At 54.1% G+C, this 16,130-nt stretch carries 6 protein-coding genes; 1 reads left to right on the forward strand and 5 read right to left on the reverse strand.

Annotation, left to right across the window (positions count from 1 at the left end; all coding sequences use genetic code 11):
* Window positions 1-481 precede the first annotated feature (481 nt).
* From F617_RS0126595 to F617_RS0126615, 5 genes are all read right to left on the reverse strand, one after another.
* Window positions 482-1,951, reverse strand: a complete 1,470-nt coding sequence (locus tag F617_RS0126595; protein WP_019567413.1) for an HlyD family type I secretion periplasmic adaptor subunit — start codon at window positions 1,949-1,951, stop codon at window positions 482-484.
* The gene (locus tag F617_RS0126600; protein ID WP_019567414.1) at window positions 1,948-4,104 is read right to left on the reverse strand and encodes a type I secretion system permease/ATPase; all 2,157 of its coding nucleotides are present in this window, start codon (window positions 4,102-4,104) and stop codon (window positions 1,948-1,950) included. The genes F617_RS0126595 and F617_RS0126600 overlap by 4 nt, the downstream gene beginning before the upstream one ends.
* A 72-nt stretch (window positions 4,105-4,176) precedes the next feature.
* Complete coding sequence (locus F617_RS0126605; protein ID WP_155846308.1) at window positions 4,177-12,543, reverse strand: Hint domain-containing protein; 8,367 nt, start codon at window positions 12,541-12,543, stop codon at window positions 4,177-4,179.
* Window positions 12,536-13,267, reverse strand: coding sequence for a hypothetical protein (locus F617_RS0126610; protein ID WP_019567416.1), 732 nt, complete (start codon window positions 13,265-13,267; stop codon window positions 12,536-12,538). Before F617_RS0126610 ends, F617_RS0126605 begins: the two co-directional genes overlap by 8 nt.
* Window positions 13,254-13,778, reverse strand: a complete 525-nt coding sequence (locus F617_RS0126615) for a GNAT family N-acetyltransferase (protein WP_019567417.1) — start codon at window positions 13,776-13,778, stop codon at window positions 13,254-13,256. Before F617_RS0126615 ends, F617_RS0126610 begins: the two co-directional genes overlap by 14 nt.
* 694 nt (window positions 13,779-14,472) lie before the next feature.
* On the opposite strand from F617_RS0126615, the gene F617_RS0126630 reads away from it, so the two are divergent.
* A complete protein-coding gene (locus F617_RS0126630; protein WP_155846309.1) occupies window positions 14,473-15,363 on the forward strand; it encodes a hypothetical protein in 891 nt (296 codons plus the stop codon).
* The last annotated feature ends 767 nt before the right edge of the window (window positions 15,364-16,130 follow it).

Raw genomic sequence — 16,130 nt, forward strand, 5'->3', positions numbered from 1 at the left:
ATTATCAGGCTGGAGCAGTTGCTTCCGTGGAATTGGACGCCGCCGACCGTCAACGCTCAAGCTGCCTGACCTGTGGCCTTCACCGGAGGCTTACGAACAATCCTCCTCTACCAAGCGAGTACTCGTACTGGAGCCATGACCCGAGGGCTTGGGCAAGGATTTTTTTGGTAGTCGGCATTGGTGATCCTAGTATCGATAAACATTTTTTCCTTAATTCGAGCAGCGATAGCCGTTGGTTGAAAACGTTTAGCTAAGAAGCGAGATGAACGAAAAATTAAGCCGTTGTCAGAAGGCCCATTTGGTAGGCTAAACGGTTAAACGATTGAAAAAATGGGAACGTCGATTGACGTGGTCGTTGGTTCAAATCCGTTCAAGGCGATGGTTCTCGATGGCGATACGCCCTAAGCAATCGACCTTCCATCGCAGGGAGCGCCTCGCGAAGCAATCAAACGCACGGCCCGTGATCACCACGGGCGAACTGCTAGCGCTCCTGCATTGCCTCAGACGCCACCTGCGCGACCGGTGACCAGAAATAGTCAATGATCCTACGGGTACCGGTTTTGATTTCGACTGAGACGGCCATGCCAGGTGACAGCGGGCGCATGATCCCGTCAACGTTTATCTCTGTCGTATCGAGAGCAATCGTTGCCGGGTAAACAAGGTTTTGCAACCGCTGCACATTCCCGCCCGGCACAACACTCCTGAACTGCGGAGCGGCCTGTTCCTCCATGGCCTGAGCGTCGGGATTGGGTATGGCGTCCCGCGCCACCGTTTTCACCGTCCCCGTGAGAACGCCATAACGGGTGAATGGAAACGTTTCGACCTTGATGACTACCGGTTGGCCGGGCTTGACGAAGCCCACGTCCTGGTTTGCGAAAAACACCTCGATTTCCAGAGGCAGACTTGCCGGAATGATGCGCATGATTTCGGTTTCCGCCGACACGACCTGTCCGGTCGTGGTAATCGACGAGGCCTGAATCACACCGTCGGACGGAGCGTAAACAGCGGTGGCGGCGAGCCGTTTTTCGGCCTTCACCAGTTCCTGCTGCGCTTCGTCCATCTGCCGGGCGAGATCACCTGACTTCTGGATGTTGTCGGCAACGAATGTCGACAAGACCTTGTTCTTCTCGCTCTCCGCAACGGCGAGGCTTGCGTGGGCCTCGACCAATTGTCCTGCATAGGTCGACAGGGTGGCTTCTTCCTCTCGCAAAGCCTGTGTGGCGTCGAGGACATCGGATTTTCTTCCGGCGGCGCGCTCGAGAAGGCCTGATCGCATTGAGACGCGCTCTGTCAGCGTGGTGATCAGGTTGGCCTGTGCGCGCGACATCGATTGAAGCCTGTCGATCGATGCCGACTGTAATTGCGTCTGGGCGGCCAGATTTCTCATCGTCTCCTTGAGCTGCAGGAGATTTGCCCTCAGGATTGCCGTTTCCCGCAAGCGAATGGATGCTTGTGTATTCGCCGCAAAATCAGGAACTATATCGACGGCGATATCGGGACCTGTGCTCCAGTCGTGGTTTTCCAAAGTGGCCAGTTCCGTCATCCGTCGCACATGTTCAGCCTGCAAGGCCTCTATCGTCGTGCGCAAACGCGCGTCTTCCGCCTTGAGTTCGATGTCGTCGAGTTTAACGAGAAGGTCGCCTGCCTTGACTTCCGTGCCGTTGGTAAAAGGAGCGGAAACCACACGCCCGGAGATCGTCGACTGAACGACCTTGACCCGACCAGAGGGTTGAACTTTTCCCTGTGCTGTCGCAACCACATCGATCCTGCCAATAAAGCTCCAGATCAAAGCCGAGGCCGAGACGATACAGACGAACCAGATGAGGGCGTAGCGGATTGGGGAGGCGGGTTTCTCGATGATTTCGAGGGCGGCAGGGAGAAAGTCGCTGTAGTCAGCACTGACCTTTGTGTTCGTTGCCCCGGCAGGTACAGGTCGCGTCTTTCCTCTCATTGGCTCGATCCCATCTGCAAGTCCCATAGATGCTTGTAGAGGCCACCATCCCGGGCAAGCAGATCATCATGACTGCCTTCTTCGACGATCCTGCCGTCGGCCATGCCGATAATGCGATTGCAGTTCCGGATGGTCGCTAGCCTGTGGGCGATGATCAACACTGTGCGGCCTTGAACAATGTGACGCATGTTTGCGAGGATCAGTCTCTCACTCTCGTAGTCGAGCGCGCTGGTTGCCTCGTCAAGAATGAGGATGGGCGGGTTCACTGACAATGCCCGGGCGATCGCCAGTCGTTGCCGCTGACCGCCGGAAAGATTTGCACCGCGCTCTTCGATGACGGTGTCGTAGCCCTTCGGCAGCTTGGCAACGAATTCATCAGCACCTGACAGGCGGGCGAGATTAATGACGGCCGCGCGCGACATGGCAGGATTGGCGATGCTGATGTTCTCGTGGATCGTGCGATTGAACAACATGTTTTCCTGAAGCACGACGCCGATATTGGAGCGCAGCCAGGCCGGATTGACATGGGCAATATCCTGGCCGTCGACCATGACCTGACCGCTCGAGGGCAGATAAAATCGCTGCAGAAGTTTGGTCAACGTCGACTTTCCCGAGCCGGAGGGGCCAACAATGCCGATCACTTCGCCCGGACGCACGGACAGCGAAATGTTCTTGAGGATCTCCGGACCATCACTGGAATAGCGGAAGTTCACGCCCTTGAAGGCGATTGCGCCTTTCGGCGGCGGCAAACTGACCGGAATGGCCGGCTTCGGCTCTTCCGGTGCGTTCAAGACATCCGAGAGACGTTCGATGGATACCTGCACCTGCTGAAAATCCTGCCACAGCTGCGACAGGCGCAGAACCGGCTGAAATACCTGGCCGGCGATCATGTTGAAGGCGACGAGCCCGCCGACGGTCAGTTCATTGTCGATGACGGCCTGTGCGCCAAAAAGGAGGAGTGCTGCGGAGGTGATCTTGTTGACATACTGGATAGCGGTCTGGCCCTTCGCGGCAAGCATGGTGGCTGCGAAGGAAGACTGCACATAAGCCGCCAGACGCTCCTCCCACTGGGCGGCAACGACAGGTTCGACGGCAGATGCTTTCAGTGTCTGCATGCCGATGACGGATTCGACGAGTAGCTGCTGACTGAGAGCGCCTCGGTCGAATTTTTCGTCGATGCGATGTTTGAGGGAAGGGCGGATCAGGAATCCGATCAGGACGAGAAAGGGGATGGAGGCGACGACGATCCAGGCCAGCACCGTGGAATAGGCAAACAGCACCGCGATGAACACGAAGGTGAAGATGAGATCAAGGACAGAAAACAGCGCCTGTCCGGTCAGGAAATTGCGGATGGTTTCGAGTTCGCGCACACGGGCAACCGTCTGGCCGGCCGCGCGGGTTTCGAAATAGTTGAGTGGCAGATTCAGCAGGTGCCGGACGAGCCGGCGTCCAAGCTCCACATCGATCCGGTTGGTGGTATGTGTCAGTGCGTATGTGCGGAGATATTGAAGCACGACATCGAACAGGCCGATCGCGGCTAGCCCTATGATCAGGACTGTCAATGTCGAGTAGCTGCGATGGGCCAGGACCTTGTCGACCACCACCTGAAAAAACAACGGCGAGACAAGTGCGAAGAGCTGCAGGAACAATGACGCGAGAAAGACATGGGCGAGGGCGCTTCGGTACCGCCACAGTGACGGGAGAAACCAGGCAAATCCAAAGCGCCGCTGAAACGCTGAAACGTCCGAAAAGCCCCGCTGGAGCAGAATGAAGTTTCCGGACGTCAGCGACAGCAGTTCCTCAAGGGGCACGCTCCGGCTTATGAAACTGACGGGATCGACCAGCCGGTAGCTGTTTTCTTCTGATTTGCCCGCAAAAACGGCAAACCCGCCGTCGGCCAGGACGGCGATGCAGGGCGTCGGGATCACCTTACCGCTAGAAAAGCGATCTTCACGAACGGGTTTTGCCTTCAGGCCCACACGTTTGGCTGCCCGCAAAATATCGTCGCGTGTTGCCGCGGTTGTAAGTGCCAGTTCCCGTGACAGATCAGCCGGATTGCAGGAGATCCGGAAGAACGCTGCGACAGCCGCCAGGGACGCCAGTCCGGCGTCGGCATTCGTCGTGGAGGAGGGGTTCAGTAAACCTGTATCCATAGTGTCAGATCAGTCAATGAGCGGATTTGCAGGCGCCTGCAAATCCGCATGAGGTGAAAATGGATTGGTTTATCAGGTCGGCGAAGACGGCTGATATGCCAGCCTGACGTCGCCGACGAGGCGGGTCTGCCCATCGACCTTTTCGAGGAAACTGGTTCCAGTGATGGCTGAACCGTCAGCGAAGCTCTGCGCTCCATCCGTAGTCGGTATCAGATTGATGTATTTGATACCGTGCTGATCGAGGGTCGAAAGCTCGCCGGCCTCGCTGACGCCATTCTGGTTGATGTCCTGCCAGACACGGAACTCGCTCCAGCGAGCGTCCTCGGAACTCAGCAGTCCGTCGTTGTTGGTGTCAAAGACAAGTCGCAGGGCCTCCAGATCGGAATTCGTCGAACCCTGTTCTTCAGTTGGCCACAGAGTAAAGGCAAGTTCTTTTGCCTGATTGATAACGCCATCCGGGCCTGCTGATCCATCCGCACCGAGATCAATTGCGAGGAAACCATCCTGTGGGCCGATCCAGGCGGTTGGGTCCGCCAGGCCGTCTCCGTCCCAATCAAAGAGTGGAGTGTTTGAACCCTCGGCAGAACTCTCAAGATTTATTGGACGTAAATCAATGTGTCCGTCATTGTTGATATCTATGAGGACAGGGTTTTTGTCCTTCAATGGAGTGTAGGAATCTACGTATCGCCCATTTTGGTCATATGTCGTCCATCTCATTCCCCCATTCCCGGGCGCATACATAGTATAATAACCATTGTCCCAATTTGTTCTGCTATAATTCAAGGCGCCGTAGCGATATCTATAAATTTCTTGAGAAGTCCAATCGTATTGGCCGTATGTATCAACAATAGTTTCTTTTGTAGTTTCGTCGTCGTTGAATTGCATTTCTTTCAGGAATCGACCGCCACTATCAAAGGATTGCTCAATGCGGCTCCAACCTTGATTGCCTATAGCATCATAGAAGGTTGCGTTTCTCGTGCCATTGTCCTGCGTTACACTCACATAGGTTTCTCTACCAGCGCTGTCTCGGCCTCGCTCATCGCGCCACCAAGAATGGGCGTTATCGACGTCAAACGTTATGAATACAAAACTTCCATCGTCGTTTTGAAACTGAGTATAATAATGACGCCCGGAACTATCGATGAGGTTGAAGTACAAATTCCATGAATGGATATTTGTGGGGTCATATATGACCTCTGTTCGGGTTCCATTATCGACAAATTCTACGTGGGAGGTTCGCTGTCCTGACGAATTAAAGTTCTCCTCTAACTTCGACCAAGGCTGAGCGTTTGTGACATCAAACGTAATAGTGTCGTACGTGCCATTGTCATTCATGCGATGCGCATAAAAATGGCGGCCTGCACTATCGAACCGGTTCATGTATCGTGACCAGGCTTGTGTGTTCGCGGCATCGAATGTGTATTCGACCTTGGAGCCATCGTCCTGCATATCGATCTGCGTGAGCACTCTACCCTCGGGGTCGAACGTACGATGGACCTCGCGCCAGAGCTCGGTATTGCGTGCATCGAAATCAGTCAGGCCGGTTCGGACACCCGATGCATTGAAGTACTCTGCCTTGATCTGGCTACCTGTCTCGGCGACGAAAGAGATCGTGATAGAGGTGCCGTCGTCCATGAATTGCTTTTCGAGCGTTTTGCGCTCCTCCGCATCATAGGTCTGTTCGACACGGGACCAGGCTTCGGCGTTTGCCCGATCATAAAGCGTGGCGCTCTTCAGGAAGTTGAAGCTGTCGAGGACTTCGCTGCTTTTGACCAGTCCAGACTCTGCAACGTACGTGAGTCTGGTCGATGTACCGTCTGCGAGCTTATTCTGCTCGGCAATTTTTCGGCCTGACCCGTCCTTGGTGATGCTTGTCAGAATGCTTCCGAACGCATCAACATTGGTCGTCCGAGTTTCGGTGTCCACTCCAGCCGCGCTTTTTGTGACCGCCGTCTGAACAACCGCGCCGCTCGTCATCCTGATCGAGGTTTCAATGTAGTCGATCACGCCGTCGTTATTGCTGTCTTTTTCGAGGACAGTCGTGGAGCCGTCGTGACTCATTCGGAACGAGCCATTTGCCTTGACCGTGCCGTCTGTCTTGGTTTCGGTAATTGCAGTTTTGACGCTGCCATCGATCAATGTCGAGGTTTTCATGATGGTTTCAAAATAACCGTCGCCATCCTGATCGATCTTGCTGGTCTTGGTCATCTGGCTGGCATCGGCGGTCGTTTCCGTCGCCGCCGCTATGGCGCTGTTCCAGTAGATTTCACCGAAACGCATATACGCGGATTTGCGGGCCGCTGCTGCGTTGGTGACTTTCGTCACACGTGCGCCGGAAGCAAGCGATGTTTCCTCGACAGTTTGATCGATCGATCCGTTTCCGTCGACATCTGTTTCCTCGAAAAAGCGGCGGCCATCAGCACTTGTGGTGCTTTTGCTCGTCGAGCGTGTCTTGCCGTTCGCAAGCTCCAACTCGGTGGTCGTGACCCCCTTGCTACCATCAGCGTAGAGATAGCTTTTCAGGGTCTTTTTGGTATCGAAAACGCCGTCACCGTTCTTATCAATCTCGATGATCCGCGTGAGGCGATCGGCCGAAACCGTATCGACGCTCTTGCTCGAAACAGTTCCCGACGTGCGGAAGTTGGTGATGGTCGTGATCTCACGACCGTCAATCGTCCGCTTTGTTTCTTCGATCTGATCGACTGTGCCATCGCCATTTTGATCACGTTTCGTGACGAGTAGCCGCTTGTCGAAGGATGTTTCCGCCGTGATGGTCTCGATGATGGCGTTGCTGCCGTCACGAACGGTCGCCGATTCAACCTGCGAGCCGTCGGCCCTTTCTCGCAACGACCGGACTGTCGTTCTTGTCGCCGCCGGCACGAGGGTCGATTGGCTGCTCGTCGTTGTCGTCAAGCCATCTGCGCTTGTGGTCACGCTCACGAGGGAAAGAAGTGCGTCGCTCACGCCCGTGGTACGGGACGTCTCCACGATGGTGCCATCAGCGTTGAAGGCTTTGTTCGTGACTCTCTTTTCGTCGACGGAGCCGTTTCCGTCGGCGTCGACCTGCATGGTCTTCCCCATGCCATTGGCAGAGACGGTCGTCTCTGTGCGTCGAACGGTTGCCGCTGCGGCGTGCCATGTTTCAACGGCAGTTCGCGAGCCATCGGCGTGCAAACTTTGGGTCAGGCTTCGGCTGGCTGTCCACCCCGAACCGCCGACATCATTCCATGATGTGGATTGTGTAAGACCGTTTCCGCTTTCGGAATGCTCCTCCTTGCCCTTTGTGACCCAACTGCCATTCACGTTGGACTGGTAGTCCGTGATCGTCGTGGCACCGCCGTCCGACTTCAGCGATTTCGTTTTTACGATGCGTGCGTCGGAGGCGCCGTCGCCGTTTATGTCGAACGTTGTCGTCTCGACAAGTTTGTTGGCACTCGTCTCAACCGTTTTGTTGCGATCAGCAGTTATGCCGTCCTGTCGCATCTCAACAAATGTCTGCCGCGATACGCCGTTGTCGAGCAGTTCCTGGATGAGGGAGTGATCGATCTTGCCGTCACCATCCACATCCACGGTTGTCACGACGGATTGTTTGTCGCCAGATGTCAGAACTACGGTCTTGCTCTCAAGCGAAAGATCGCCCTTACGGATCTCGGTTGTTTGTCTGGTCGAGCCGTTTTGCAGAACCTCCGTGGTTTCGTTCATGCTCCGTAACGTGGTCGCGTTTCCGTCGGCATACACAGTACTTTTCGAAAGCCCGTTGGCAGTCTCGGTCACCGTCGCGCGTTCAAGCAACGTCGAACTGCCCTGGTAGCGGGATGTTTGCGTCGTCTTGACGCCGTAAGCGTCAATCGTCGTGTTGGACGTCCGGGTCTCATCGGCGTTGCCGTCTCCGTCACGGTCAATAACCTGCGTAGAAGATAGTCCGCCGCGCAGCGTTGTTGTTGCCGTGCGGGAAAGGAGCTCCCCGTTTTGACCGAGTTCTTTCACCTCGAGGGACGTGTTGCCGGAAGCGGTAATCGTCTGCTCGGTGCGATAGTCGATAGTGCCGTCACCATCGACATCTTCCAACTGGACGATGGACATGCCGTCAGAACTGGTCGTTTTGCTGGTCGAGGAGACGAGTGCGTTGTTGCCGGAGCGCTTTGTGACGGTCTCGACCACTGCACCGCTCACGAGCAGAGCTTTTGTGGTCCTGGTGACATCGTCAACCGCGTCGTTGCCGTCAAAGTCCTGCTCAACGGTCGAGATCAGGCCGTTTGCCGAGGTCCTGACGGTCGAACGGGACGCAACGCTGGTTCCGGACAACTTCGTTTCGATGATCCGGACCGTGCCGTCATCTTCAACTGCGGTATTCCGATTGGTCGTCTCGTCAAACACCCAATCACCGTTGAGGTCGGACTGGCTGGATTCGTTCATTCCGTTGCCCGATACCCATTTGATATCCTGGCGAATAACGGATCCGTCGTTTGCCGACGTCGTGCGCGACGTATAGGAGCTGCCATCGGCTGGAAGGTCGGTATATTGGTTCTGAACGCGATCGATGACGCCGTCTCCGTCGAGATCGATCGTCTGGTAGATGTTGAGTTTGTTGGCCGAGGTGACGGTCGTCGTTCGAGAAAGAAGTACGCCGGTATTGGTGAGAGACCGGTTTTCGGCGAATTCTCCGCCGTCGGTTCCAATCGTGCTGCCGACCTCTATATTGATGTTGCCATCACCGTCACTGTCAGTCCGAACGAGCTTGCCACGTTTGTCGGCCGTCACCCAGTTTTCCTCTTTCGAGATCAGGGTTCCGTCTCCACTGCGGTTTTCGGTGATAAGCGTTTCGCTGCCATCGGCATTGTGGGTCTTGTTCGCGCTGATCACCTGATCGAAACTGCCGTTTCCATCGATGTCCGTGGATTTTGACGTGGAGAGGCCCGTGGCATTGCTGTATTCGACGATACGATTGACAAGCGTACTGTTTTCGGAGCGTTTTTCGAGGGTTCTTGTCGAACCGCCATCGGCTTGCCTGACGAGGCTGCTCAGTGTGATTTCATCAAATCGCCCGCGACCGTAACGGTCTAGTTTCGATGTCGAGACCAAGCCGTCGGCACTGGTTTCCTTGATGGCCTGTGAGGCCACGGAGCCATCGGCAGAAAGTATCCGGTTGGTTTCAGTGATTGTACCGTCAGTGGCTCTCGTTACGGTAATGACCTGGTCGGCGTGGCCATCTCCATTGGAATCGACAGTGTTGCTGCCGGTCAGGCCGTCCGCATGCCTCTGTTCCGTTGTTTGCGACAGAAGATTGCCGGATGCGCTGTATCCAGTAACCGTGGTCGTCTTTGTACCGTCGGCAGATATTGACGTAATGTCGGACACTGAGCGTTCAAATGTGCCGTCACCATTCGCGTCTTCCCGAATACTACGCGATAGTCCGTCTGCCGAAGTGGTGGTCTCCATTTCCGCAAATTTAGAACCATCACGCGAGAACGACGTTTCGCGAACAGTCGTATCGCCCCCCTGGTTGCGAGAAACGTTGCTGGTAAATGTATTGTCCCAGATAGCGTCACCATCGAGGTCGATAAACCGCGTTTGCGTCAGATTGTCGGCGGAGATCGCGACTTCTTCCTTCCGCAACAACGACCAGTCGGCGCCCCATGTCAGGTCGCGCTCGAAACGGCCCCCATCCGCATACCGGATTGTCTGATGTTCGGTTATGCGCTCGTTCTGGCCATTGCCGTTTGCATCTATATAAGACGTGCGGCTCATCCGGTCAGCGTTAAGAACGCTGGATGTCTGGCTGATCATATCGCCATTCTGGGCAAGCTGGGCAATCGTCGTCGTCAGGCTGTTGTCGCTACCGATGACGCGCGTTTCCCGTTCGGTGGTATAGCCGCCACCGAGTTCGTCCCGGTTAATGACTGTGGTCTTGCCATCGGCGCTGATGTCCGACGTTTTCGACCAAAGCAGGGTTCCGCCGCCGCTTCGCATTGTTTCAACGCGGGTGCGCGCACCAACCTGGCCGATGGTTGTAACGTCGGTGAGGACACGATCAACGACGCCGTCGCCATTGTCATCGAACCGCATCGTCATATCAAGGCCGTTGGCACTCGTCGTTCTCGTCGTCTCAGAAGCGATACGCCCATCCTTGTCATGGGCTTTCATGACGACAGTGACATTGCCGAATGCATCAACGGTTTTGGCCTCGGAGACCACAAAACCGTTGTCGTCGTGCTTCAGCGTTGCGGTTGCCGCGGTTCCTGTCTGACCATTCGTTTTTGTGAACGTCGTTTGTCCGTCAATCGATGAACCACCATCAAAGTCGATACTGGTTTCGTCGATCGAAAGATCGATTGATTCGATGCCCAGTTCCGCAAGGCTTTTTTGCGTGATCGTGCCATCCGCGTTGGTCAGCATGATCTTGAACTGCGACCATTGCGCGTCACCGGCATCGAGCTTGCCGTTCTGGTTCGTGTCGAAAACCTGGCGGAGGGCCTGCATGTCCGACCCGGCCGACGGGCTCCACTCTGTGAAAACGATCTCCTTACGAGACGAAATGGTCCCGTCGTTGTCGGCGTCGATCATCAGAACGCCATCGCCGGCACCCACCCAGGATGTGCGGCGCTTATAACCATCACCGCCGATATCGAGGAAGATATCCGAGTTGGTTTGATCGCTCAGATCAAGGCGACCGTCTCCATTCAGGTCGAGCAGGACCGGTTTGCCCGAGCTACCGGAAGAATCCGATTTGCCTCCGGATTTGGATTTTCCGGATTGGTTTTCGCCGCCTCCGCCCTTGCCGGAAGCACCCAGTCTATCCTGGTTTTGCTTGGTGTGTTTCTCCAGCGCGCGGTAAGCCTGGTCCGAATATATCGAGACTTTTGCTTGCGCTGCATACGCCTCCAGGAAACCGTATCCAGCTGCAAAAGCTCTGTCAGCGATGTGTTCTGGAGAGCCAATTTTTTCACCATATCTGGCAGGCCCGAGCGATTCATTGAAACGGGCTTCATATGCTGAGCCAATTCCTGCTGTTGGCGCATATTGGCGCGCACTGTAACCCAGATATGCCGCTAGGTCTGGACTATAATATTTACCGGCTTTTTCTTGATAGGCGACTTCGAAAACAGACTGCGTTTTAAATGCATTGCCGTACGTCGCTTGTGCAGCCAAAGCACTGGTTAGGCCCCAGCCGATTGCCGTGCCCGCGTAGCCCTTAGCGCCGCCCATCGCATCGTAGTAGTGGTTAAGCGCACCGCTGCTGATCGACGTGTCGCCATAACCTCTCACATTGTAAGCGACAGCAAAAAGACCATAGTCATCGACGCCCATTCCGTTATGGGCAATATCATCTGAGATATTGTGTACCCGGATACCGCCTGCGACATATGTGTGAAGGCCTTCGACTTCAAAATTGTAGGTCTGCCAGGCTTCTGTCTCAATTGGTTGAAGCGCAGTGTTACCAGCGGCCAAGCTCATGATCGCTGCTCGCTCAAACAAATGGGCTGTTTCGGCGGAATAGACAATCTTCTTGGCGAGAACATCAACAAGTTCGCCAGATGCCAGAACGACCGTGGCTTTTCCTGCTTCGATCATTTCGTCGATTTGTGGAAATGCTCCGAATTGATCAAGAAAATGGTGCCCTGGAGTTACCACCAACTCTTTTGGGCCGGAACGACCCGACCAACTTAGCTGATACCACTCCTGCGTTGCGTTTCGGAAAACGCGTGTCACTCTTCGTGGAACCAGGTCACCTCTACCACCGTTCAATGATGGGTCGAAAGCTAAGACACTATCCCCAACTCGCACATTGGAGATTTCCGTCTCACTGCCATCTGACAGGGAAACCAGAACATGTCCAGGAAAGCATTTTGCGGATCTCGTGTAAGTATCGTTTCCATGCACAAGAACGCCCATCTCGGCTTGGGCTTGGGCATTCATCCAGGTATGTTGTGTGTTCACCTTGATGTATTGGTTCGGCGCCACTTCTTTGTAAGTTGTTACTTCGATGACGCGCCCGAAGGGACCAACCGCGGTCGTCGGCACACTTCTCATAACAGTATCGGGCCCAACGCGAAAATATGAAGTGCCATTTATCGATATAGGTTGTCCAACACGGCCCCAGTCAAAGGACACGTTGCCGCCGAAAAGTGGGCTTCCGATCTCGTAACCTACGCTACCTTTGTAGCCCTTCCGGTCGGCTTCCATAGCGGCAAAAAAACCAGAGGGAGCCGATAGGGTGGTTTTTCCCGTGACAAGATCATACTTTATACCGTACCCGCCTTTTTCTGCCTGGATCTCTGCGTTGAATTCAGGGCGTCCATACCATCCGTTTTGATCTCTGCCCACGCCGAACTGATATGGGCCAACTGATCCCGAGATGGTGAAGCCAGCCCAGTTGTTCATTGGGGTAGGGTCGATCATGTTGGCATTTGTTATCGAAAGGGTTTGGCGGTCAGTCATTTTGTAGTTCCTTCCGGACACAGACTTCGAAATCGGGGGTTTCAACCGAAGGCCGGCACTTCTCTCTAATCTGAAATGCTTTTAGTTGCGCTTCATCTATCGACTTGCCGGAAATCGCTTTATAGTAAAGGGGGTTCGCATTAACGAACAACGTCAAAGAAAAATGAAATCCAAAAAGCCTTACGAAAGATTCTAAGAGGCATTCTCTTGTATCGCCACCCATACTTGGGTCAATCAAAATTGAAGCTTCATAATAAATGTCTTTAGAATTGTTTTCATTTATCGCACCGACATAACAATAGTCGTAACGAGTATTTACAACGTCAAAATTAGATCCAAAACCTGTAATTTTACCAGATTTTGCCTCTTTCAGAACGTCTTTTCCGACGAGTATTGTAATGTTATTTCTATTTGGATCCTGCGTAAAATTAAAGAAATCTGCATAGAATTTGTACCACTGGGATAAATATCCAAATAATGAATCACTACCAATTCCCGCTCTAACGTTAATAAAAATCGGGGAACTGTGGTCGAAAGAACCTTTTTTGGCCGCGCGCAGAATGTATGACTCGAGGACCGCATTGGTTGAGGCTATATTGTCGGGATCTGATGCGGAGGCGCGGGTGCTTATGAGGCAGCAGCAAACGCCAGCGACAAGCCAAGTAAAAAAAATCTTAGCCGACACAGAGAGGCTGTAAAAGCGCAACCGTTTATACCAGCGCATACGTGCCTCCGATGAATTTTGCCCCTGCAGCTCTCATTAATCGGTCCGTAGCTTCTATGCGCGAACCGGTCGTCACGTGTATGAATGAATGGGTGGCATTCAGAGAGGCCGCCCACTTTTTAATGGCCGCGACCAGAGCGAGAAACACCTTGGCACGACGGACGGGTGGCAATGACAAATCCACTGCGATCACGTGGACGGTCACAAACATCGGCCCATCGCTTAGCATATAGCTGTCGGCAATTGCCCAAGTCACGCCGACGGGCTTCCCGTCCAGCGTAGCAACGGGGCACACCATGCGTGGCGGTCGGGACAGAATGAGGTTGAAGTGTTCGTTAAGCTTCCAGTCAGAAAACTCCTGGTCACGAAACACCGTTGAAGCGTGGTGCTGCTTCATGATTTCACGAACAGCAGGCGTGTCAGCTTTTTCAAGAAGGCGAACCTTGAGGCCTCTTTTATCCGAATTCGTCCGATTGCTGTTTTCAGCGAGACTTTGATCGTGATGAGTCATGCGCGGCGGCTTTCGTCTGATTCTGACGACTTCGATATCGCGCTAATCTGGCCAGATATCTCAGATGCCGAAGCACTACGACCACGAAACTGTGTCGCATGCCTACGCGCACATCCGCTACAAAAAGTATTGTGCTGATCCATTTCGCCCCAGAAAAAATCACCCGCAAATTCATCGATATCATCGCGCATGATTTCGTCAACTGCAAATTGAATTGTGCTGAGCGACATTTGTCCTGAATCGGCGCGACGACGTTAAGCAAAAAGTGCGACATGAGTAGTGAATGCGGATGCCTGAAGTCGAAAATCTGCCTATGAGGCGCGAAGAGATGGTGCGCAGCCGATGGATCAATTTCACAACACTCTCTGCACGGTGCCCGGCGCCTGATTTAATAACTAGGTGGCAGGTTCGTTCCCTCCCAAGAGCAGGGGGGCACCATCTTTACAAAATTGCCGCTCGTTACCGGAGCGGTCAAATCGTACTGGCAGCAGACCAGTTTGGAGGGCTACAGGACGCCGTTGATCATTTTGGGGCCACCCACCAACATGATCAACCTTGTGACGGAGACAGTGCTCAATCGAACGGATACGAAACGTATGATTGCTGGCTATTTCGAATAATTAGAGATACGCCCTCAGCTTCCGTTAAGTTGTTCGACGATACGCTAGGCCACCCTTGGCTAGTTGGTAAACAAATGTCGTCAAATCGTAGACTACGCACGTTCTCAGTTAATGGCACTACAACGGGAAAATCGTTTTACGACTTTGCCGACTGGGCATATTCGGTCGTCGAGACGCCGTTTGTCCGCGGTGTCGCGATGGAGTATCTTTTCGTCCAGCAGCTTCTCGAGCATGCGGACGAGATAGCCCTCAATCGAGTAGAGAAGGTCACCCGGTGCAAGCCTCGACCTGGAGATCTGCGCAAAAGCGCTGAGGAATTCTACAGCACGCAGATGCATGGTGATGTCTTTGATCTCCAGCTTCATTGGGGCGTCACTTTCGAATTCAAAACCACGGGTAGTCCGGAAACTTGGCGGATAAAGAAAACGCAACAATGGAATGCGTTCAACGGTCGCCCAACGCGCAAGTTCGTGTTTCCAGCGCAATATTATGTGCTGGCCGAATTCGGAGAGCGCTCGATCGCTAGTGACGAGGACCACATAGCTTTCGGCGGCGTGAAGTTCTGGGTACGAACGGGGAGGGAACTGGACGATTTTGGTGGAGATAGTGTTAGCTACAAGAAGTTCACGTCCGGGGTGGACCCATGTGCGTTCTCCGATCTGCCGTCGGTGCTCCGCCAAGCGGTCGACCGTGAATTTAGTCTTGTGAAAGACAAGATGAAGCAGCCGGATGTCTGGAAAATCGACTATCCCGGGCCAACCCAGCAGGGTGTCACGCGCATTCCCTTCTACTTTGACGGAAAAATGAACTATCCCCTTATGTGGTATAATCAGAGTGGTGAAGATCTAACCGAAAATTGCCCGATCACCTACCCATGGAAAAACGGCGAAACTATCGGATGGCGTGATTGGGAAGTTCTCGGTTTAAAGTACGACACTAGCTTCCTGCCGGATGACGAAGAGTAGGACGGCATCGACGCTCCTTCACGACCGTCTCGATTCGCGCCGACAGCCAATCAATTTCACGCCGCATTTCGGTCACTCCGTTCCCGGATAACCGCCGCCTGGCCGTTTCTTTTTGCACTCTCAGGACCTGAGGGTCGAAGCAAGATTACATGTCCCGGCTAATGAATACTCGAGAAATTTCATAAAATTAGACGAGCCTTTAGTTGTCGTTCGTTGTTTGTGCCGGCAGGCCACAAGAGCGAACAGGAAGTGGTGATCGCCGCGCTTGAGCAAGTCAGAACAGCCCCTTGGCTCGACCGATCTTCAGGTTCACGTGAGTTGGACACTGTCAGCGATCGCTGACGGCGGTCATGATCTACGTCCTCGAATTCGTTCTCTTTTTTGCGTGGTTTTGCTGCTCTCGCATCGGAGCGGGAAAGATCGAATACCACGACAACCGTTTTATTCCAGGTTTCGGATCCAACATCATTGCTACGCTGCGGTTTGATGTCAGCGGCTGGGTTCGGTCCAGGTGTTCCGTCCCGAGGCGACGGGCAGCCACCAACCGGGAGCAGCGGCATAGCCTTGCAATTGATCGCTGGTGGCTGCGGCCCTCACTAGCGTCGTCGCCTCCCTACTATCTATCGGCTCAGCCCAAGCCCTCGAGACCGGGCAAGCTGCTGTTTCAGCGTATGGTCATGACTAAGCTCGGCATGGCGTGTACGATGCACCATGCGGGCGATTGTGTTGATCTGCTCGGCCTGCTTTGCGAGCTCCGTGCGTGCCTC

It is taken from the genome of Agrobacterium sp. 10MFCol1.1 (assembly GCF_000381165.1).
Taxonomy (GTDB): domain Bacteria; phylum Pseudomonadota; class Alphaproteobacteria; order Rhizobiales; family Rhizobiaceae; genus Agrobacterium; species Agrobacterium tumefaciens.

Excerpts from the sequence above, each read along its gene's own strand:
- F617_RS0126595 (WP_019567413.1), bottom strand. The coding sequence starts at position 1,951 with ATGAGAGGAAAGACGCGACCTGTACCTGCCGGGGCAACGAACACAAAG.
- F617_RS0126600 (WP_019567414.1), bottom strand. The coding sequence starts at position 4,104 with ATGGATACAGGTTTACTGAACCCCTCCTCCACGACGAATGCCGACGCC.
- F617_RS0126605 (WP_155846308.1), bottom strand. The coding sequence starts at position 12,543 with ATGACTGACCGCCAAACCCTTTCGATAACAAATGCCAACATGATCGAC.
- F617_RS0126610 (WP_019567416.1), bottom strand. The coding sequence starts at position 13,267 with ATGCGCTGGTATAAACGGTTGCGCTTTTACAGCCTCTCTGTGTCGGCT.
- F617_RS0126615 (WP_019567417.1), bottom strand. The coding sequence starts at position 13,778 with ATGACTCATCACGATCAAAGTCTCGCTGAAAACAGCAATCGGACGAAT.
- F617_RS0126630 (WP_155846309.1), top strand. The coding sequence starts at position 14,473 with ATGTCGTCAAATCGTAGACTACGCACGTTCTCAGTTAATGGCACTACA.